Origin of the sequence: Pandoraea soli (genome assembly GCF_902459595.1) — a bacterium.
Classification (GTDB): domain Bacteria; phylum Pseudomonadota; class Gammaproteobacteria; order Burkholderiales; family Burkholderiaceae; genus Pandoraea; species Pandoraea cepalis.
This window is the reverse complement of sequence record NZ_CABPSG010000009.1, coordinates 1-19,230: the sequence shown is the minus strand read 5'-3', so window position 1 is coordinate 19,230 and position 19,230 is coordinate 1. Positions and strand designations below refer to the sequence as shown.

The 19,230-nt window shown below is 63.2% G+C and carries 18 protein-coding genes; 10 read left to right on the top strand and 8 right to left on the bottom strand.

Going from position 1 to position 19,230, the window contains the following annotated elements; genetic code table 11:
• Positions 1 to 13: 13 nt before the first annotated feature.
• A complete protein-coding gene (locus PSO31014_RS15975; protein ID WP_246176708.1) occupies positions 14 to 1,366 on the bottom strand; it encodes an MdtA/MuxA family multidrug efflux RND transporter periplasmic adaptor subunit in 1,353 nt (450 codons plus the stop codon).
• Positions 1,367 to 1,883: 517 nt separating this feature from the next.
• Here PSO31014_RS15975 and PSO31014_RS15970 point away from each other — a divergent pair.
• Both PSO31014_RS15970 and PSO31014_RS15965 read left to right on the top strand, forming a co-directional pair.
• Entirely contained in the window at positions 1,884 to 2,603 is a 720-nt protein-coding gene (locus tag PSO31014_RS15970; RefSeq protein WP_017232825.1) for a response regulator, read from the top strand.
• A 121-nt stretch (positions 2,604 to 2,724) separates the two neighbouring features.
• The gene (locus PSO31014_RS15965) at positions 2,725 to 3,999 is read left to right on the top strand and encodes an ATP-binding protein (RefSeq protein WP_150552514.1); all 1,275 of its coding nucleotides are present in this window, start codon (positions 2,725 to 2,727) and stop codon (positions 3,997 to 3,999) included.
• A 284-nt stretch (positions 4,000 to 4,283) separates the two neighbouring features.
• Here the strand turns inward: PSO31014_RS15965 and PSO31014_RS15960 are convergent, their stop codons facing one another.
• The gene (locus PSO31014_RS15960) at positions 4,284 to 4,574 is read right to left on the bottom strand and encodes an H-NS histone family protein (RefSeq protein WP_150552513.1); all 291 of its coding nucleotides are present in this window, start codon (positions 4,572 to 4,574) and stop codon (positions 4,284 to 4,286) included.
• A gap of 789 nt (positions 4,575 to 5,363) precedes the next feature.
• Between PSO31014_RS15960 and PSO31014_RS15955 the strand changes: the two genes are divergently transcribed.
• Positions 5,364 to 5,972 (top strand): GNAT family N-acetyltransferase, encoded by a 609-nt coding sequence (locus tag PSO31014_RS15955; RefSeq protein ID WP_246176706.1) that lies wholly within the window; start codon positions 5,364 to 5,366, stop codon positions 5,970 to 5,972.
• A 15-nt stretch (positions 5,973 to 5,987) separates the two neighbouring features.
• Positions 5,988 to 7,430, top strand: a complete 1,443-nt coding sequence (locus tag PSO31014_RS15950) for an MFS transporter (RefSeq protein WP_425494883.1) — start codon at positions 5,988 to 5,990, stop codon at positions 7,428 to 7,430.
• 10 nt (positions 7,431 to 7,440) lie between these two features.
• On the opposite strand, the gene PSO31014_RS15945 is transcribed toward PSO31014_RS15950, so the two are convergent.
• The 3 genes from PSO31014_RS15945 to PSO31014_RS15935 are packed head-to-tail and all read right to left on the bottom strand — an operon-like array spanning position 7,441 to position 8,692.
• Positions 7,441 to 7,863: a DUF6691 family protein gene (locus tag PSO31014_RS15945; protein ID WP_150552511.1), complete on the bottom strand. Its 423-nt coding sequence runs from the start codon at positions 7,861 to 7,863 to the stop codon at positions 7,441 to 7,443.
• Positions 7,860 to 8,306 (bottom strand): YeeE/YedE family protein, encoded by a 447-nt coding sequence (locus tag PSO31014_RS15940; protein WP_150552510.1) that lies wholly within the window; start codon positions 8,304 to 8,306, stop codon positions 7,860 to 7,862. Before PSO31014_RS15940 ends, PSO31014_RS15945 begins: the two co-directional genes overlap by 4 nt.
• A 23-nt stretch (positions 8,307 to 8,329) precedes the next feature.
• Entirely contained in the window at positions 8,330 to 8,692 is a 363-nt protein-coding gene (locus PSO31014_RS15935; protein ID WP_150552509.1) for an ArsR/SmtB family transcription factor, read from the bottom strand.
• A gap of 109 nt (positions 8,693 to 8,801) precedes the next feature.
• On the opposite strand from PSO31014_RS15935, the gene PSO31014_RS15930 reads away from it, so the two are divergent.
• Positions 8,802 to 9,671, top strand: a complete 870-nt coding sequence (locus PSO31014_RS15930; protein WP_150552508.1) for an MBL fold metallo-hydrolase — start codon at positions 8,802 to 8,804, stop codon at positions 9,669 to 9,671.
• Here PSO31014_RS15930 and PSO31014_RS15925 read toward each other — a convergent pair.
• A complete protein-coding gene (locus PSO31014_RS15925) occupies positions 9,658 to 10,542 on the bottom strand; it encodes a LysR family transcriptional regulator (RefSeq protein WP_150552638.1) in 885 nt (294 codons plus the stop codon). The genes PSO31014_RS15930 and PSO31014_RS15925 overlap by 14 nt on opposite strands.
• Positions 10,543 to 10,664: 122 nt before the next feature.
• Between PSO31014_RS15925 and PSO31014_RS15920 the strand changes: the two genes are divergently transcribed.
• On the top strand, positions 10,665 to 11,066 hold the full coding sequence (locus tag PSO31014_RS15920; protein ID WP_150552507.1) for a tautomerase family protein: 402 nt from the start codon (positions 10,665 to 10,667) through the stop codon (positions 11,064 to 11,066).
• Positions 11,067 to 11,259: 193 nt separating this feature from the next.
• Positions 11,260 to 11,664 carry a YXWGXW repeat-containing protein gene (locus PSO31014_RS15915; protein WP_150552506.1) on the top strand — a complete coding sequence of 135 codons (405 nt, stop codon included), beginning with the start codon at positions 11,260 to 11,262 and terminating at the stop codon, positions 11,662 to 11,664.
• Between the two features lie 144 nt (positions 11,665 to 11,808).
• Here PSO31014_RS15915 and PSO31014_RS15910 read toward each other — a convergent pair whose 3' ends face one another.
• The gene (locus PSO31014_RS15910) at positions 11,809 to 14,097 is read right to left on the bottom strand and encodes an NADP-dependent malic enzyme (protein WP_150552505.1); all 2,289 of its coding nucleotides are present in this window, start codon (positions 14,095 to 14,097) and stop codon (positions 11,809 to 11,811) included.
• A 206-nt stretch (positions 14,098 to 14,303) separates the two neighbouring features.
• On the opposite strand from PSO31014_RS15910, the gene PSO31014_RS15905 reads away from it, so the two are divergent.
• Together PSO31014_RS15905 and PSO31014_RS15900 are read left to right on the top strand one after the other, a co-directional pair.
• Complete coding sequence (locus tag PSO31014_RS15905; RefSeq protein ID WP_150552637.1) at positions 14,304 to 15,266, top strand: LysR family transcriptional regulator; 963 nt, start codon at positions 14,304 to 14,306, stop codon at positions 15,264 to 15,266.
• Between the two features lie 218 nt (positions 15,267 to 15,484).
• Complete coding sequence (locus PSO31014_RS15900; RefSeq protein WP_246176701.1) at positions 15,485 to 16,735, top strand: autotransporter strand-loop-strand O-heptosyltransferase; 1,251 nt, start codon at positions 15,485 to 15,487, stop codon at positions 16,733 to 16,735.
• A 42-nt stretch (positions 16,736 to 16,777) separates the two neighbouring features.
• Here the strand turns inward: PSO31014_RS15900 and PSO31014_RS15895 are convergent, their stop codons facing one another.
• Positions 16,778 to 18,595: a sulfatase family protein gene (locus PSO31014_RS15895; RefSeq protein ID WP_150552503.1), complete on the bottom strand. Its 1,818-nt coding sequence runs from the start codon at positions 18,593 to 18,595 to the stop codon at positions 16,778 to 16,780.
• A 242-nt stretch (positions 18,596 to 18,837) separates the two neighbouring features.
• Between PSO31014_RS15895 and PSO31014_RS15890 the strand changes: the two genes are divergently transcribed.
• Positions 18,838 to 19,167 (top strand): porin, encoded by a 330-nt coding sequence (locus PSO31014_RS15890; protein WP_425494882.1) that lies wholly within the window; start codon positions 18,838 to 18,840, stop codon positions 19,165 to 19,167.
• Positions 19,168 to 19,230: the final 63 nt, after the last annotated feature.

Sequence of the window (19,230 nt, the reverse complement as noted above, 5' to 3'; positions counted from 1 at the left end):
ACGCAAGGCCGCCCTATTGCGCCGGACGGCGATGACCGCCGTTGCGCTTGTCCCCCGGCGCGGGCGGGGCAACGGCCGCCGCGCGGCTCGCGGCCGTGATCACCTCCACCTTGGCACCGTCGCGCAGCTTGTCCATGCCGTCGATCACCAATTTCTCGCCCGGCGCGATGCCCGACTCCACCGCCACTTGGGTGCCGTCGGTCGGTCCGAGCTTCACGGTCTTGAGCTTGACCGTCTGATCCGGCTGCACCGTGTACACAAAACTGCCCTGCGTACCGCGCTGCACCGCCGCGCTCGGAATCAGCGTTGCGCCCTTGAGCGTGTCGACGAGCATCTTCACGTTGACGAACTGGTTCGGGAACAGCATGCCGTCGCGATTGGCAAATTCCGCCTTGAGCTTGACGGTGCCGGTTGTCGTGTCGATCTGGTTGTCGATGGAGGCCAGCTTGCCAGTGGCCAGCTTCACCTTGTCGGCACGGTCGAACGCTTCGACGGGCAGCGTCTCCCCGTCTCGCGAGCGTTTGAGGACCTTCGACAGGTTGTCCTCGGGAATCGTGTAGACGACGGTAATTGGCGTCACCTCGTTGATGATGACGATGCCGTTGGTGTCCGACGCGTGAATGATGTTGCCCGGATCGACCTGGCGCAGCCCCGCGAGCCCCGACACCGGCGCGATCACGCTGGCATAGTTCAGTTGCAGGCGGGCGTTGCCGAGCTGCCCCTCGTCGGATTTGACGGTTCCTTCGTACTGCTTGACGAGCGCACGCTGAGTGTCCACCGTCTGCGCGGCGATCGAATCCTGCTTGAGCAGTGTCTCGTAACGGGCGAGGTCGAGTTGCGCATTCTTGAGCAACGCCTGGTCGCGGGCGAGTTGGCCCTCCATCTGGGTGACCTGTACCTGGAAGGCACGCGGATCGATTTCGGCGAGCAACTGGCCTTCCTTGACGATGTCGCCTTCCTTGAAGTGCACCTTCATGAGCTGTCCGTCGACACGCGAATGCACGGTCACACTGCGCGTGGGCGTGACGGTGCCCAGCCCGTTGAGGAAGACCGGCAGGTCGCCCGTCTTCGCCTCGACCGCCGTCACCGGCGTGGCGGGCGCACCCGCGCCGGCCATGCCGCCCGGCGCACCGCCGCGACGCCCGCCCGCTTGAGCCGGGCCTTGCGCACTTTGGGAATGCAGGCGGTAGTAAACGCCCCCGGCGATGACCACGACGATCAGCCCGATCACGGCGGGCACGAGCCAGCGGCGCGTACGCGAAGCCGCAGGGGCTGGCCCGGTGTCGCGTTGCGTGCCAGCGGTGGCGGGTGCGGGCCGATCAGAACCGTTCGGTGGTTCGGAACCGTGGGGACCGTGCTCGGTCATGACTTCCTCATTACAGCGCAGTAGTAGGTGGATTCGTCCCGTATGGACGACGGTCTTGCGATCGGGTGCCGCGGCGCAGCAAAACGTCCGTAAGCCCCGGGGGCCTTGCCTCACGCCAGATCCGGCCAATCAGCATAGCAGACCGTTGTCAAAGCCCGATAGGACGGCTGATTACACCCGCTTTCCTCAAGGGGAATCGCGTTTGGCGCAGCAGAGGAAAGACCGTCCGCGCGCGCGATGGTTCGCATGGCAGCGTTGGCAATGTGCTGCATTGCCTTGTCGCAGCGCTCTCGCAGCGCGAGACGTACGGCTGAGTGTGCGGAACTGGCCACTGACAGGGTGGCTCGCCGGTTCGATCGAACCTTATGCGATGGGGGCGAATTTCGTGTATCGCCGGCGCTGGCTCTATTATTACGCAACGTTACGGGTGACCAATGCTGTAATGTCTGGAAACAATACCCGCGTCAAGCCGCGCGGGGAGGCCACTATCATGACAACACTCCCTGTCCGAACGAATATGAAGATTCTTGTTGTCGACGACGATCCCGATCTGCGTGATCTGCTGCGCGAATATCTGAGCCGCCACGGCTTCTCGGTGGCCGTGATGCATGACGGCGACGGATTGGCCGCACGCCTGGAGCGTGAGCGTCCGTCGCTGATCGTGCTTGACCTGATGATGCCCAAGGTCGATGGCCTCACCGCCCTGCGGGACCTGCGCGCGCGCAACGACGATGTGCCGGTGATCCTGCTCACCGCACGCAGCGACGAGATCGACCGCATCGTCGGGCTGGAAATCGGTGCCGACGACTATCTCGGCAAGCCGTTCAGCCCGCGCGAGCTGCTCGCCCGGATCAATGCCGTGTTGCGCCGTCGCAAGCAGCCCGATGCCGCGGTGCCCGAGCAACGCGAGAACTACACGTTCGGCCCGTTCGTGCTCGACTTCCGCAGTCGCACGCTCACCCGCGATGCGCAGTTGCTCACGCTCTCGGATGGCGAATACGGCTTGTTGCGCCTGCTGGTGAACCACGCCATGCAGGTGCTCTCGCGCGAGCGCATCATCGAATTGCTCTACGGCGCGGACAGCGATGTCAACGATCGCGGCATCGACGTGCAGATCTGGCGCCTGCGCCGTCTGCTCGACGAAGACGCGCAAAGCCCGCGCTTCATCCAGACCGTGCGCGGGCGCGGTTACATCTTCGTTCCTGACGGTCAACGCGCCGACATGGCCACCGGTTGATGGCCCGGCGCCGGACGCCACGCTGCGACGTCGCCCTGTGCGACGACGTCACCTCCCGGTCTGACAAGGACTCCGGCATGCCGCCGATACTGTTTACCCCAGCCCACGGGCAGAGCCCTGCATGAAAGGCCGTTTCGACACCCTGTTTGGCCGGCTCGCGCTACTCATCATCGCAGCGCTGGTCATCAGCCATTTCTCGTATCTCACGATCCTGCGCAGCGATCACGATGAGACGCGCGTGCAAAATGCCGCCGAGCAAATGGCCTTCATCATCAAGGCGGCGGCCGAAGTGCACGACGGCAGCTCCACGCTCACGTTGCCCGATCTCGTGCAGGTCGTGCCGGTCTCGTTCGCGCATGGCGACGTCTTCGAGCCCGCCAGCAAGACCGCCCGCCTGACGACCGAACTCGCCCGGCGCCTGCCTGCCGGCACACAGTTGCGCGTGGAGCGCACGCCACCGCCTCGCATCTGGGCACGCCTGCCGGGCCGCGACTACTGGATCGCCACGCCGGTGCTGTCCGTGCGTAACCCGCCGGGCACGGCCATGATTTTGCCGGGCCTGGCCGCGGTTCTCGGCATTACCGTCATCTTTGCGCTATTCGCGGCGTGGCAGTTGCAGCGGCCGGTGCGGGACATGGCCGCCGCCGCCGAGCAACTCGCCACCCATCGTGTTCGCACCCAGGTCAAGGAGCGTGGTCCGTTGGAGTTGCGTCAACTGACCGAGCGCTTCAATCGCATGAGCCACGACATCGTGCAAACCGACCGGGAGCGCAACACCATGCTTGCCGGCATTGCCCACGATCTGAAAACGCCACTTGCACGGTTGCGCCTGCGTGCCGAAATGCTCGACGACGCGCAGATGAGCGAGGGCATTACACGCGACGCCGAATCGATGACGCGCATCGTCGATCAGTTCCTGCTGTTTGCCCGGGGCATCGAAATGGAAAGTGCGACGTCGCCGGTGGAAGCCCGCATTCCCGCACTGGTCGCTCCGTTCCTCGATCAAGGTTATGCCATCGAACTGGATCTTCAGGCCGGTCCGGGCTTCAAGCTCAGGCAGACCTATCTCGAGCGCATCGTGAACAACCTGCTCGATAACGCGGTGACGTACGGACAGGCGCCGCTCGCGATTCGCACGTCACACGACGCCAGCGGATGGCGTCTCGTGATCGAGGACAGCGGCCCTGGCATTGCCAATGAAGACATCAATCGCATCGTGCGGCCGTTCGTCCGGCTTGATCCGGCTCGCGGCGGCAATGCGCATTGCGGGCTCGGTCTCGCCATTGTCGATAAGCTCACTCAGCAACTGGGCGGACGCGTATCGTTCAGCAATCGGCCCACCGGCGGCTTGCAGGTCACGCTGATGTTTCCGCCGGAAGATCCTGGCGCGGAATAGGCGGACTCTGCCTACGACGTGCTCAACACACGCTTTGCACCATGACAAGACCCGCCGTCGGTATACGAACGGCGGGTTTTGGCTTTTAAGGCACTGCATCACATCAAGCCACCGCCAGACGATCCGGGTTGGGGGCAGTGCGACGACTCGACGGTTGCTCCACCGTGCACAGGGGCACGGCGGCCAAGGCTCGCCTCCGCAGACGTTAGGGCGGCGCAGCGATGGTGGTTCCTCGAAAATCCTGACACGTGACCGGCAGTACCGGTCCAGGTTGGGCCGACGAATTACTTGATCAGGAATTTCTCTTTGTTCTTGCCGACCCACTTCGGGGCGCGGCCACGGCCCGACCACGTTTCGCCCGTGGCCGGATTCATGTACTTCGGCGCAATCTGGGTGCGCACGGCACGGCGACGGCCGTCGGTTGCGGCAAGCCCCAGATCCTTGGCGGACAGTTCATATTCCTGAATCTTCTGTTTGACTTCAGCGATGACCTGAGCCACTTCACGGGCCCTAGCCTCTTCGATTTGCTTTTCAATCTTTTCGCGCTGAGCGACGAGTTCTTTATAGCTTGCCATCTGGCCTGTCCTTGGGTTGTTAAAATGGATCGCCACTTAAAATAGCACGAGTTTTAATAATTTGAAAACCGCATTTCCAGGGAATGAGTCTTGGAATGCCAAAATCGCTTTGAATCGCCCGATCAATCCTTCCGAAAATGCACAGAATCGGGGCGTGAATCCGGGGGGCTCATCAAAATTACCTCGCTGATATCGACGCATTAGCGTGCCCCATTGCCGCGCAATCCCAAAAGCACTCCCGCCATAGTGGGCGATGGACGCGATGCGGCACGATAAGTTCACCCTTTCTCCTGCAAGTTTTGGTAAGTATTTTTGGCTTCGCAACGTTCGGAGTCGGCGACGCGGACGGCATCTATCGCTCGATGCCTCAAGCGATAGATGCTCCCCAAACATTCAATCGCTATCCGATCGTTCCGTGATCCGAAAGACTTCACTCATTCGGAATATTCGCATCCCACCGCCGTCATTTACGGATAAACCGAGTGACAACCGGATCCTCGCGATTCGCCGGGCGTCGTCCGACGCGCCATCCATGCCGCCCTCGATTTGTCGCCCTCGATTTGTGAATCGTAGCCCTCAACCGCATGCGTCGAAGCCATTTCCCGAGTCGGTTGCGCTTTCGTAAAATAGAACCGTCGGGGCCGAACGCTACCGCTCGTCACGGTTCGTATGGCAGTATTGATGGGCACGAACACAATGTCCGCACGGATCGAATTAAGTCGATCCAGAATTGTCACAATCGGCGATTTGCCATTCGGATTCGGGCGAATTCAACGGGATTTTGAGCGCATGAGCACGTCGACAATGGCTGAGGATTCGCATTCGCCGTTCGGTACCCCCGCGCGCGCGCTCACGACCGAGCGCACGATCCTGCGTCAGTGGCGGCCAGAGGATTTGCCACTTTTCGCCGCGCTCAATGCCGATCGAGACGTCATGCGTCACTTTCCGACGACACTCGACCGGACCCAGAGCGACGCCATCGCGCACCGGCTGGCCCAGCATATCGAGACGCATGGCTATGGCCCTTGGGTGCTGGAAATTCCTGGCGTGACGCCGTTTGCGGGATTCGTCGGCCTGATGCGCGTGGGTTTCGACGCCCCTTTCGCGCCGGCCGTGGAGATCGGCTGGCGGCTGGCGCGTGCCTGGTGGTCGAAAGGGTACGCGACGGAGGCGGCCTTCGCTGCCGCGCAATTCGCGTTTGAGACGCTCGGCCTCGACGGACTGGTCTCGTTCACCGTCCCCGCGAACGTTCGCTCGCGCGCGGTCATGGAGCGCATTGGCATGCACCATTGCCCCGACGAAGACTTTCTGCATCCGCTCATTCCGCCCGGCCACCGGATGCGCCGTCACGTGCTGTACCGGCTCGACGCCGACGAATTGGCGGCCAACCAGCGCTAGGCGTCGCCTCGGCGATTGAAGCAACCGCTTAAATCGTGGGACAATCCGGGTCTTTGCGCCAACCGTTCCCCCATTGTGTCGCGCGCTGTCATCATTCCGCTCATCATCGCTTGCGCCCTGTTCATGGAGAACATCGACGCCACGGTGATCACCACCTCGCTGCCCGCCATGGCGCGAGATCTCCATCAAGACCCGATTTCGCTGAAGCTGGCGCTCACCGCCTACGTGGTCGGGCTCGGCATCTTCATTCCGATCTGCGGCTGGGTCTCCGATCGCTTTGGCGCGCGCAACGTCTTCCGCACGGCGATTGGCATCTTCATGGCCGGCTCGATCCTCTGTGCGCTGTCGTTTTCGCTGCCGACGTTCGTGTTCGCCCGCTTCCTGCAAGGCGTGGGCGGGGCGATGATGGTGCCGGTCGGCCGTCTCGTGATCTTTCGCGCGGTGCCCAAGCACGATCTGGTCAAGGCCATCGGCTACCTGACAATGCCCGCACTGCTGGGCCCGGTCATCGGCCCGCCATTGGGCGGCGCGATCACCGCCTATTTACACTGGCGTTGGATCTTCTTCGTCAACATTCCGGTGAGCCTGCTCGGCATCTACCTCGCGGGCAAATACATCGACAACGAGCGCGGCGGCGACGCCGGACGCCTCGACACGCTCGGCTTCGTCCTCTCCGCGCTCGGCAGCGGCCTGCTCATGCTGGGGCTGGCCATGATCGGCGAACCCCACATCGACGGCAGCGTTGTCGTCACCCTGTGCACCGTGGGAGCGATCTTTGTCTATGCCTACTGGCGTCACGCCAATCGCATGGAAGCGCCGCTGCTCGACCTCAGGTTGTTGCGCATCCCGACATTCCACGCCAGCGTCGTCGGCGGATCGCTCTTTCGTATCGGATTGGGGGCCGTGCCGTTTCTGCTGCCGTTGGCGCTGCAGGAGGGGCTGCATATGGATCCGTTCGAATCCGGCATGATTACCTGCGCGTCGGCGTTCGGGGCGATTTTCATGAAGGCGATTGCGCAGCGCGTGCTGGCGCAATTCGGCTTTCGCCGCGTGCTGATCGTCAATGCGGCGTTGGCCGGTCTGGCGCTGTCGTCTTATGGATTCTTCACGCATGACACGCCGGTGATCGTGATGCTTGCCGTGGTGGCGTTCGGCGGCTTCTTCCCGTCGCTGCAGTTCACTTGCCTCAACTCGATCGTGTACGCCGATATTGCCAGTGCCGACGCCAGTCGAGCCACGAGCCTTGCGAGCGTGATACAGCAATTGTCGCTGGGGCTGGGCGTGACGATTTCGGGGATGGTGCTGCAGGCGAGCAGCCGGCTGGCCGGCCACGAACACCTGACCACCCGCGATTTCCTGCCGGCGTTCCTCGTGATCGGCCTGTTCTCCTGGCTATCGATTCCGGTCACCCGCCAACTGTCCGCCGACGCGGGCACGGAGTTGGCGAGAAAGCACTGAGCCGCGCGCGTTACTTCGCGTCGGCCCGTGTCATGACCGCGTGCAGCGCCATGCCGGCGATCATGGCGACGACGAACAGCAGCCCCTTGCCCGATCCGGCGCCGAGCAGTACCAGCGCAGGCCCCGGGCATATCCCCGCGATTCCCCAACCGACGCCGAACGTCAGCGCCCCGAGCACCAACTGTTTGTCCAAACCTTTCGCCCCCGGCCAGGCGCGCGGCTCGCCCGTCCAGGCCAGTGCCTGCGAGCGCGCCAGCCGGAACCCGACCAGCCCCACCGCGATGGCCCCGCCCATCACGAACGCCAGCGACGGGTCCCACCGGCCGGCCAGATCGAGAAAACCCAGCACTTTCGCCGGATTCGCCATCCCGGCAAGAATCAGCCCCAGCCCAAAGATGAGGCCCCCAATGAACGCAAAAAGCAGCTTCTTCATGCCGCACCTCCCAGATTGAGCACGTGGCGCACGACGAACACAGTCAGGAAACCCATCGCCATGAAACACAGCGTGGCGACGAGCGAGCGCCACGACAACCGCGACAAACCGCAAACGCCGTGGCCGCTCGTACAGCCCGACCCCAGTCGCGTGCCGAAGCCGACCAGCACACCCGCCGCCACGAGCATGGCGGCACTGGCGTCGATCTGCGCGGTGGGCACGACGGCCACGGCGCGGTACGCCCAAGGGGCAGCCATCAATCCGACGACGAAGGCGACGCGCCAGCCCACATCGCCGGCGCGAGGACGCAACAGGCCACCGGCAATGCCGGAAATGCCCGCAATGCGCCCGGTCGCCAGCATCAGCCAGACGGCGGCAACGCCAATGAGCAAACCGCCGGCCAACGCGGTCCATGGAGTGAAGTTAAGGGTATCGAGGGTCATGTGCGGAGCGTCCCGTCAATTAATCAGGATTTCGGACAAAACTGGTCGTAGAGGCATGCCAGTACGGCAAGCACTGCGCCATCGGCGACCGAATAGTAAATACGTTTGCCGTCGCGCCGGGTCGTCACCAGCGACTCGGTACGCAGCACGGCGAGCTGCTGTGAGAGTGTCGGTTGCCGAATGTCGAGCTGCGCCTCCAGCTCCCCCACGGACAGTTCGCCCTGTGTGAGCTGGCACAGAATCAGCAGGCGGTCTTCGTTGGCCAGCGCACGCAGCAGCGCGGTGGCATCGCACGCGGCGGCGCGCAAGCGTGCGACATCCAGCGGTGCGGCGTCCGCGGTGGCGGTGGCCCGGTCGACAGGGGATAGCGCAGTCACTCTTGGCATGGCAGGATCGAACAATTCAGAACATTGCGACGTGGCGAGATGTCGCGTCGACACAAACACTATACCAAACTATAATATATCAATGAATAAATTAATGCAGGAGCCGATCATGTCAGCTACGCGCGCCAACATCGAAGCGTTCTTCGACACCACCACCTCCACGGTGACCTATGTCGTGTTCGATGCGCCGGGTTCACGCGCGGCCATCATCGATCCGGTGCTCGACTACGATCCCAAGGCGGGCCGAACACATACGGAATCGGCCGAGCGCGTGCTCGACTTCGTGGCCGCACACCAGCTCACGGTCGACTGGATTCTCGAGACGCATGCGCACGCCGATCACCTGTCGGCGGCGCGCTGGCTCAAGGAACGCGTGGGCGGACGCATCGCCATCGGCGCGCACATCCGGGAGGTGCAGCACGTCTTCAAGACACTGTTCCATCTGGGCGCCGACGTGCCGCCAGACGGCTCGCAATTCGACCATTTGTTCGAAGACGGCGAGACGTTCGCCATTGGCGCCCTGCAGGCCGAAGCGATGTTCGTTCCCGGCCATACGCCGGCAGACATGGCCTATCACGTGGGCGACGCCGTGTTCGTTGGCGACACCCTCTTCATGCCCGATGTCGGCACAGCGCGCTGCGACTTCCCCGGCGGCAATGCCCACACGCTCTTCCGCTCGATCCGCCGCCTGCTGGCGCTGCCGGCGCCGACGCGCCTGTTCATGTGTCACGACTATCCGCCCGCCGGACGCGCGGCGAACTGGCAAACGACCGTGGACGAGCAACGGCGCGCCAACATCCACGTGCACGACGGCATCGATGAGGACACCTTCGTCGCCATGCGTGAGGCCCGCGACAAGACGCTCGAGATGCCGACGCTGATTCTGCCTGCCGTGCAGGTCAACATCCGTGCGGGCGACATGCCCGCGCCGGAAGCCAACGGCACGCGCTATCTGAAGATCCCCCTCAACGCGCTGTAAGCTGCTCGGCCAACGCGTCGCGCGCCTGCGTAACCCACTCGGGCTCGCCACGGCGCGCGGGAAGCAGATGAAATTCGGCGTCCGGCAGCGCGGGCAGGCGCCGCCCGGGCATCAATGTCTCGATCCGCACAAGCGACGGCCCCGACGCCGACGCATTCAGGCACGCCACCCCGAGCCCCGCACTCAACGCCAACTGCAGCCCCGCCACGCCCGAGGCCACGTGCGCAATCGTGTAGGGCACGCGGTGGTCGTCAAGCCATTGCGTGGTGAAGCGATGCAGCGCGCAGCTATCGGGCAGCACCAGCAGCGGTAGCGGCGCACCGGCCACCAGAACGAGATCCGGCGACGCGACCCACTCGAGCGACTCTCGGCCCAATGTGCGTGTGCCAGCCACCGCATCGCGACCGAGCGCCTTGCCGAGCACGCGCATCGACAGACCGATGTCGAAGTCGCCCGTGTCGTAGCCCGCCTCGATCTCCCCGCTTTTCAATATCGTGACGTGAATGCGCAGCGACGGATAAGCCACGCCGAGGTGCCGCAGCATGCGAGCCACGTCGGCCGGACGGAAGTAGTCCGTGATCGCCAGCCGCAACTCGCCGGCGAGGGAGAATCCGCGCACGTCATGCCACGCCCGTTCGGACTGCGCGAGCAACTGCCGCGCGTGGTCGAGCAGACGCTCGCCCGCCGGCGTCGTACTCACGCCGTACTTGCCGCGGGTGAACAACGTCACGCCGATGCGCGCTTCGAGCTTGCGCATCTGCTCGCTCACCGACGACTGCGACAGGAACACGCGCGGCGCGGCGGCCGACAGACTGCCCGCCTCGGCCACCGCAACGAAGGTACGCAACTGATCGAAATCGAAACCGGGCACCATGACTTCATCCATTCACAAAAACGATGGATAAGATCGTAAATTCCAGCTTTTCCGATGTCAATCCTCTCCCTAGACTGAGGGCGTTGTCTTCACATCACTCAACGTTTGGGAGCCGCACCATGCCGCACATCGTTTTGCAACTTTCGGGCACGCCCGACGACACCCTCTCGCGCAACGCCGTTCGCGCGGTCTCGCAACTGACCGTCAATACGCTGCACAAGGCGCCGGAGGTCATTGCCGTGACCGTCGACTATATTCCGCACGCGCGCTGGTTCATCGGCGGAGCGCCGCTCTCGGCGCAAGGGAAGAACGCCTTCCATCTGGACATCAGCGTGACCGACGAGACGAACACGAAAGCGGAGAAGGCGCAGTTCATTGCTCAGGTGTTCGAAACATTGTCGGGCCTGCTAGGCAACGTTCACGAATGCTCATATATCCACGTGATCGATGCGCGTGGCTCGGCTTACGGTTACGGCGGACGCACGCAGGAATATCGCCATCAGCACGCGCCGAAGCCGTGATGCCTCGGCGTTCGCCCCGACCCGCAGGCGCTCCCGAGCGTCTGTTAGGCCATGCGAACATTGCGCTCAAGTTTTGTTTCGACGAACAAAACGAAACAATTCCAACACTTTCTTACGACTATTCGCTTCGCGGCGGACGCGGCTCCTCTTACGATAAAGACGTACCCAAAAATCGAACTCAAAGGGAGTCATCATGAAAAAACTGACGCTGACCGTTGCCCTCGTTGCCGCTACGCTCGGGGGAATCGCCACCGCACCGGCCCATGCACAGGTGGGCGTGTCCATCAACATCGGCGCGCCGCCGGCGCCGCGCTATGAGCCGATGCCGCCGCCGCGCGTCGGATACGTTTGGGCGCCGGGTTTCTGGGACTGGGACGGCCATCGCCACGAGTGGCGTGGCGGTCACTGGGAACGTGACCGTCCGGGCTACGCGTATCGCGCGCCGGCCTGGCATCAGGGCCCGCACGGCTGGGCACTGAGTCGCGGCGGCTGGGATCGTGGCGATCGCGGCCGGGGACCGGATCGTCGTGACGACCACGATCGTGGCCGCGGCCATGGTCACGACGGCCGAGATCACGGCCGCGACCACCGCAACTGATTCGCGCCGCGCAGTGTGAAAACGAAAAAAGCCCCGGCGCGGCCGGCAGCGCATCGGATCGATACGTCTGCCGGACCGGCCGGGGCCGTGACGGGGGGTGTCACACCCAGGAAATGCTCCCCAAGCGTGAACCCCGTATCGCCATCAGTCGCGATTGGCTTGAATAACGGTCAGCGCCGTCATGTTGATGATGCGTCGCACGGTCGAACTGGACGTCAGCACGTTGACCGGCGCTCCGACACCCAGCAGGAACGGTCCCACCGCCACATTGCTGCCCGCGCCCGTCTTGAGCAGGTTGTAGGCGATGTTGCCTGAATCGACGTTCGGGCAGACCAGCAGGTTGGCCGCGCCCTTCAGACGCGACTGCGGCAGAATGCGGCTGCGCAGACCTTCGTCGAGCGCGCAGTCGCCGTGCATTTCGCCGTCGATCTCCAGTTCCGGCGCCTGCGCCTTGACCATGTCCAGTACACGACGCATCTTCGTCCCCGACGCGGCACTGCCCGAGCCGAAATTCGAACGCGAGAGCAGCGCGACCTTCGGGTTCAGGTTCAGCCACGACATCTGCTTGGCGGCGGCCATCGTGAACTCGGCGATCTGCTCGGCCGTCGGGTCATCGTTGACGTGCGTGTCCACGAGCGCCACGGTGCGCTTGTCGAGCAGCAGGATGTTCATCGCCGCGTACGTATTCGCGCCCGGCTGCTTGCCGATGACTTCGTCGACGAAGCGCAGGTGGTCGTGATACGCGCCCACGGTGCCGCAGATCATGCCGTCCGCATCGCCCAGGCGCACCATCATCGCGCCGATCAGCGTGAGACGGCGGCGCATCTCGACACGCGCCATTTCCTTAGTGATGCCGTCACGGCAACGCAGCTCCCAGTAGTTGGTCCAGTACTGGTGAAAGCGCTCGTCGTAGTACGGATTGGTGACTTCGACGTCCTCGCCCAGACGCAGGCGCAGGCCGAACTTCTCGATGCGCGCGAGCAGCACTTCCGGGCGACCCACCAGGATCGGACGCGCCAGCTTTTCGTCGACGATCACCTGCACGGCACGCAGCACGCGTTCTTCCTCGCCTTCCGCGAACACGATGCGCGACTTGCCGCCGTCACGCACGAGTTGCTTGGCCGCCGAGAAGATCGGCTTCATGAACGCACCCGAGTGGTACACGAACTGTTGCAACTGATCGGCATACGCGTCGAAGTCGGCCATCGGACGCGTAGCCACACCGTCTTCCATGGCGGCGCGCGCCACGGCCGGCGCAATGCGTACGATCAAACGCGAATCGAACGGCTTCGGGATCAAGTATTCCGGCCCGAACGACAGGTCATACGCGCCGTAGGCGGTAGCCACGGAGTCGTTCGGCTCTTCCTGGGCCAGCGCGGCAATCGCGTGCACGGCGGCGATTTCCATGTTGCGCGTGATCGTGGTCGCCCCCACGTCGAGCGCGCCGCGGAAGATGTAGGGGAAGCACAGCACGTTGTTGACCTGGTTCGGGAAGTCCGAACGGCCGGTGGCGAGCACCACGTCGTCGCGCGCGGCGCGGGCTTCTTCCGGGAAAATTTCCGGCGTCGGATTGGCGAGCGCCAGAATCAGCGGACGCGCCGCCATTGTCTTAAGCATTGCCGGCTTTAGCACGCCGCCGGCGGACAGGCCGATGAACACGTCGGCGCCCTCGATCACTTCCGCGAGCGTGCGCTTGTCGGTCGGCTGCGCGAAGCGCGCTTTGTCCGGGTCCATGCCCACCGTGCGGCCTTCGTAGACCACGCCGTCGATATCGGTTGCCCAGACATTCTCGACCGGCAGGCCCAGGTCGACCATCAGGTCCAGGCAGGCAAGCGCGGCGGCGCCGGCGCCCGAGGTCACGACCTTGACTTCGCGGATGTCCTTGCCCACGACCTTCAGGCCGTTGATGAACGCGGCGCAAACGGTGATGGCGGTGCCGTGCTGATCGTCGTGGAATACGGGGATCTTCATCCGTTCACGCAGCTTTCGCTCAACGGTGAAGCACTCCGGGGCCTTGATGTCTTCGAGGTTGATACCCCCGAACGTGGCTTCGAGACTCGCGATGATCTCGACCAGCTTGTCGGGGTCGCTCTCGGTGATTTCGATGTCGAACACATCGATTCCGGCGAATTTCTTGAAGAGGACGGCCTTGCCTTCCATCACCGGCTTGGACGCAAGCGCGCCGATGTTGCCCAGACCCAGCACGGCCGTGCCGTTCGTGATCACGCCGACCAGATTGCCGCGACCGGTGTACTTGAACGACTGCGCGGGATCGGCGGCAATTTCCTGGCACGGGATGGCGACGCCCGGGGTGTAGGCGAGCGCCAGATCGCGCTGCGTGACGAGCGGCTTGCTGGCCGTCACGGAAATCTTGCCCGGGGTCGGGAACTGGTGATATTCCAGGGCGGCCTGGTGATCGTTACTTTGGCTCATGGGGGTGTCGTCCTCGGTCGATGTCTCGGCTCTGCCTTGCGCCGCGGACCATTCTGGAGACGGTTACCGCCCTGGCGCATCAGAGGTGAAGCCATTCTAGGGAGCCGCCAGCGGGGGACGATTCTGAATTACTATGGGGGCATCACGTTTTCGTTATAAGCCCGGAGCATCGGGGGGTTTCAGGGGATTGGGGACAGATGGGGGCGGTGCCTTTCGATACGGGGGAAGTGGTCCGGCGGTTGACCACTCGGCTCAAGATGCGTCATCTCGTGCTGTTGCTGCAAATTCAGCAGCACGGCTCGCTCACGCGAGTGGCCGAGCATATGGCGACGAGTCAGCCGGCGGTCACAAGTGCCCTCGCGGAGCTGGAAAGCATGCTCGGTGGCCCGCTGTTCGACCGTACGCCGCGCGGCATGACACCCACGCCGCTCGGCGACGTCGTCCTCGCGCGTGCGCAGGCGATGGTGCACGACCTGGATCACCTGACCCGCGACATCGAGGCCGTGATGTCCGGACACGCGGCGCGACTGCAGGTGGGCGTGATTCCCTACATCTCCGGCAAGACGCTGGCTGCCGCGATTCAGCAAACGCTCGCCGAGATTCCCCAGCGACTGACCGTCACCCTCCAGGAAGGCACCAGCGAATCGCTGATGGCGCAACTGCGCGACCACTCGCTCGACGTCGTGATCGGACGCGCGGGGGCCGACCTCGACCTGACGCAGGTGCAATTCGAAGTGCTGCATCACCAGATGCCGCGCGTTGTCGCCAACCGCCGTCTGGCCGCCCGGCTCGGACGAACGGCCCCGGTGTGGGCGCAGCTCGCCGAACTCGACTGGGTGATGGGCGCGCCCCACACACCGATGCGCGACCAGTTATCCGATCTGTTCCTGCACGCGGGTGTGGTGCCGCCGGTGCCGGTGGTCGAGAGCTTTTCGTCGCGTCTGACCGGGGAGTTGCTCGCCAGCAGCGAGCGCGCGGTGTCGCTGCTGCCGGCCGACATTGCCGAGGAGCTGGTGCGTATCGCCGGCGTGGCGATCGTGCCCTGGTCGCTCACATGGACGCTGCCGCCCGTGGCGATGTTCACGCGTCGAGAGAATCCGCGCGAGACGCATCGCCTGTTCACGCAGGCGCTGCGCGCGCAGTACCAGGTGGTGGCTGGCGCGGCTTGAGCGTTTGCCTCTACGGCTGTGGCGGCGGTTTCGTTCGCGCAGGGCCGTAGACACGGCTTGGCGTCGTCGAACGCGCCTGCGCGCCTGCTAACGGACGGATTGCCGAAAGGGTCTGAAAGGCCTTTAGACGCCAAAACCGTCCAATTTCCCGAAATAGACCCTTTTCGCCTCGTTCGCCGCGCGATCGCTCGCGCCATGTCCGGCGTATGGTGTCGGGCATGACCCACGCCGTGCCTGCCCCGCCTCACTCCGATACCGCACCCGCCGACCATTCGCCGGCAGTCACGCCGTTTGCGCCCTCACCGCACCAGATTTTCCTGTCGCCGGCCCTGCTGCCCACCCAAGTCGGCCCGGCCGGCCTGCGCTTCGACTTCAACGACGGCGCACGCGTGGTCATTCCCGATTTCGGTCAGCCGCTGCCGTGGCGCGTGCGGATCAGCGACCTGCGAGACGACAGCACACTGACCGACGTCTCGCTCTCGTCCGGGGTGGTGCGCAGCCCGGCCAAGTATTTTGTGCGCTATGGCATCACGATCTGGCTGAACGACGTGGAGGTCTTTGCGCATCGCTACGATGCCCGCGATCAAGCGGTATTGGTCCAGTTTCCGTTGGCCGCCCTGGGCGATGTGCTCGGCTGGCTGCCTTACGCGCTGCGTTTTGCACAAGTGCATGGGTGCCGTCTCGCCTGCGTCGTCACCCCGGCGGTGGCGGCCTTGTTCCGCGACGCGTATCCGGACGTCGATTTCGTCGCGCAGGACAAGGTGGAGCGACGCAAGTATTACGCGACGTACAACATCGGCCTGTTTTTCGACGACGTGGCACTCGTGAAACAACCGCGCGACTTCCGCGCGACGGGGCTACATCGCACGGCGGCGCACATTCTTGGCGTGGAGGATGCCGAGGCGCGCGCGAAAACGGTGTTGCCGGACACATCGCGGCCGATGGCGGCACCTTACGTCTGCATCGCCGTGCAAAGCACCGCGCAATGCAAATACTGGAATCGGCCGGCGGGATGGGATGCGGTTGTGGCCGGACTGCGAGAACGCGGTATGCAGGTCGTGTGCATCGATCAGAAGGCGCGGCACGGCAAGGGGGATTTCTGGCAGTCGATCCCGGCGGGCGCGATCGATGCCACGGGCGACTTGCCGTTGACCGAACGCGCGCGCTGGCTGATGCACGCGAGTGCCTTTATCGGCTTGTCGAGCGGACTGTCGTGGCTCGCGTGGACGATGGGCACGCCCACGGTGCTGATCTCAGGCTTCACCCTGCCGCACAACGAGTTCGCCACGCCCTACCGCGTGATTGCGCGCGACGTCTGCACCGGCTGCTGGCACGACCCGGCGCTGCGCTTCAACCACGACGACTTTCACTGGTGCCCACGGCATCGCGACACGCCGCGCGCGTTCGAGTGCACCCGGGAGATTCGCCCGGAAGACGTGTTGGCCGCGCTGGATCGCGTGCCGGGGTAAAGGAAGCGCTTGCGCCAAGTCGCCCACACCGGTAGCGCCTCGCTATGAATGTTTCCGGAAATTAAACTGCAGCCGGTTGTCGATGAACGGCAGACTGCTTAGGGCGTCCTCGCCGACTTCCGCGTCGATAAGGGCATTCAGTTTGCCGTTCATCGCAAGCAGCTCGGTCCCATATCGCCCCGGCTGCGACGCCAGATTATTCATTTCGTCCGGGTCCGATTGAAGATCGTAAAGCTCCAGATCGTTGTGTTGCATCAACGCATCCAATGTCGTCGGACGATTGAAATCCGACAACGCAAAATACCGGCTGAAACGATAACGACCGTCAAATACACTCCGTATCGCCCCCCTGAGCGTTAGATTGGGTTGCAGGGCGCGTGCGCGTCGATGCATCTCCTGCGGCGGCACACCGCGTTGCCGCATGGTGTTGAACTCCGCGAGCATCCATTCGCTGTCGTAATACAGCAGCATCGCATAGTTGAACAGCGCTGCAGGACGAACGGCGTCCATGGGCGCCGTGTCCGGCGCCTTCAACAAATGCGCGAAACTGCGGCCGACCGATGCTTTTCCCGCGATGGCGCGCACCTTTTCCTCCCGCAGCCCGGCCAACGCCAGCAACGTGGGCGCTATGTCGACGTGTGATGTGATGGCCGAGCATTGTTTCCCACCTTCGTATGCCGGGTGCGCAACGATGAATGGCACATGGTTTTGTTGGCGGTAGGCGTTCGCCCCCTTGTCAATCATTTGATGGTATCCGCCAAGCTCCCCATGATCTGACGTCAGGATCACGACGGTCTGATCGGCAATGCCGAGGTTGTCCAATTCTTCCAGAATCCGTGCGACGTGCCGATCGCAATCGCGAATGCAATTCAAGTAATTGTCTTGATAGAGGCCGACGCTCCTGTCGCTGAAGTCGAACCTGCCGATCAGCGCTGCGTGCGCCGCGCCATACATGGCGTGTGCTGCCGGTCGCCCCTGACCGTTCAGTGGTTGCTTGCGCGACGGCGGCAGCGACACATTTCGCCATTGCGTTTCATACAGCCTGTCGTTTGGCGCGCCGCGGGTAGGCAGCAACCCCGCATGCCCTTTGTCCCTCGGTGCAGGGTCGAACCACATCGCGTCGTGCGGATTCACCAGATTGACCGCGAGAAACCAAGGCTTGGCTGACGTTTCGGAGGTGCTCGCGTTCGGTCGGCGATTCCGAAGCCATGTCACCGCCGCCTCGGTCGTCGTGCCATCGTACATATAGCCTCCATGAGCGGCCCCGACAAGATCGCCCACGCCAAAGTAATCGTCAAAGCCATACGCCCGCATCGTCTTCGCATAATCCGCGACGGGGGCATCGTAAGGGCTGCGCGACTCATGCATGGTCGCGCTGAGATGCCATTTGCCGAAGTACGCTGAGTGATAGCCGGCATCTTTCATCATATGCCCGACCGTGCGGACGTCCTGCCCCAGATCGGGTTGCCATGGCAGTCCCGCATTGTCGAAGATGCCGGTGTGCTGCATATGGCGGCCCGTGTAGATGTTCGATCTTGACGGCGAACACACACACGACGCGATCTGGTGATTGACGAACGAAATCCCGCGCCGCTTCAACTTTTCTCGTCCAGGCACCGGCATCGGCCACTCGTCGAAGTAACGTTCCTGGTCGACGAGGATGAACAGAACGTTGTAACCCGTCGGTGGCGAGGCAGGAGGGGATTTTGCAATGTGCTGCGTCGGAGCGGCGGTCGCAGGCACGAGATTGCTGATCGATGTGGACAGAAGTGCGGCGCCCGTCGTCTTCAGGAACGCGCGGCGGCGCTCACCCTCCGGCCGTAAATCGGCATCGGTCTCTGTCGTGCTCCGAGTATCCATTTTCTTCCTTTGTTTTACATGCGAAACACTGATTCACAAGTGAGAAATTGTAGCCATCACGACCTCCCCTTTCGCTACTGGTGAAATCACTAGCATCTCGGAAATTTTGAGTATGCAACCATCCGCTTCGAAATCTCAAATTTTGTTCTACATGTTCATATTTGAACATTTAACGACACCATCTCGACTAACTGACGAAGTCTCGATTTGTCCGGACTTCCGTTTCGAATCGACGGGGAAATATGAAGGTCTCGATCGCAACTGGATTACTGATGTGCTCACTCGCAGGCAATGTCTCGGCGCAAACGGGTGTCACGATGTACGGGAGCTTGGATGCAGGGGGCGCTTATGTCAGTAACAGCGCGGGCAGTGCCCTGTTCAAATTCAACCAGAGCAATATGCAGCCGGATCGATGGGGGTTCAAAGGCGTTGAAGATCTCGGGGGGGGGCCTACATTCCGTTTTTCGACTGGAGAACGGTTTTTTCACAGGCACCGGAACTTCCGTCTCAAGCGGAACCATGTGGAATCGCCAGGCATACGTGGGACTCGCCTCGCCGGGGGCTGTCATTAATTTCGTGTTTGAGGCATAACATGTCGCCAAGGAGTGACGATGCCTCGCAAACCGAAAACCCCA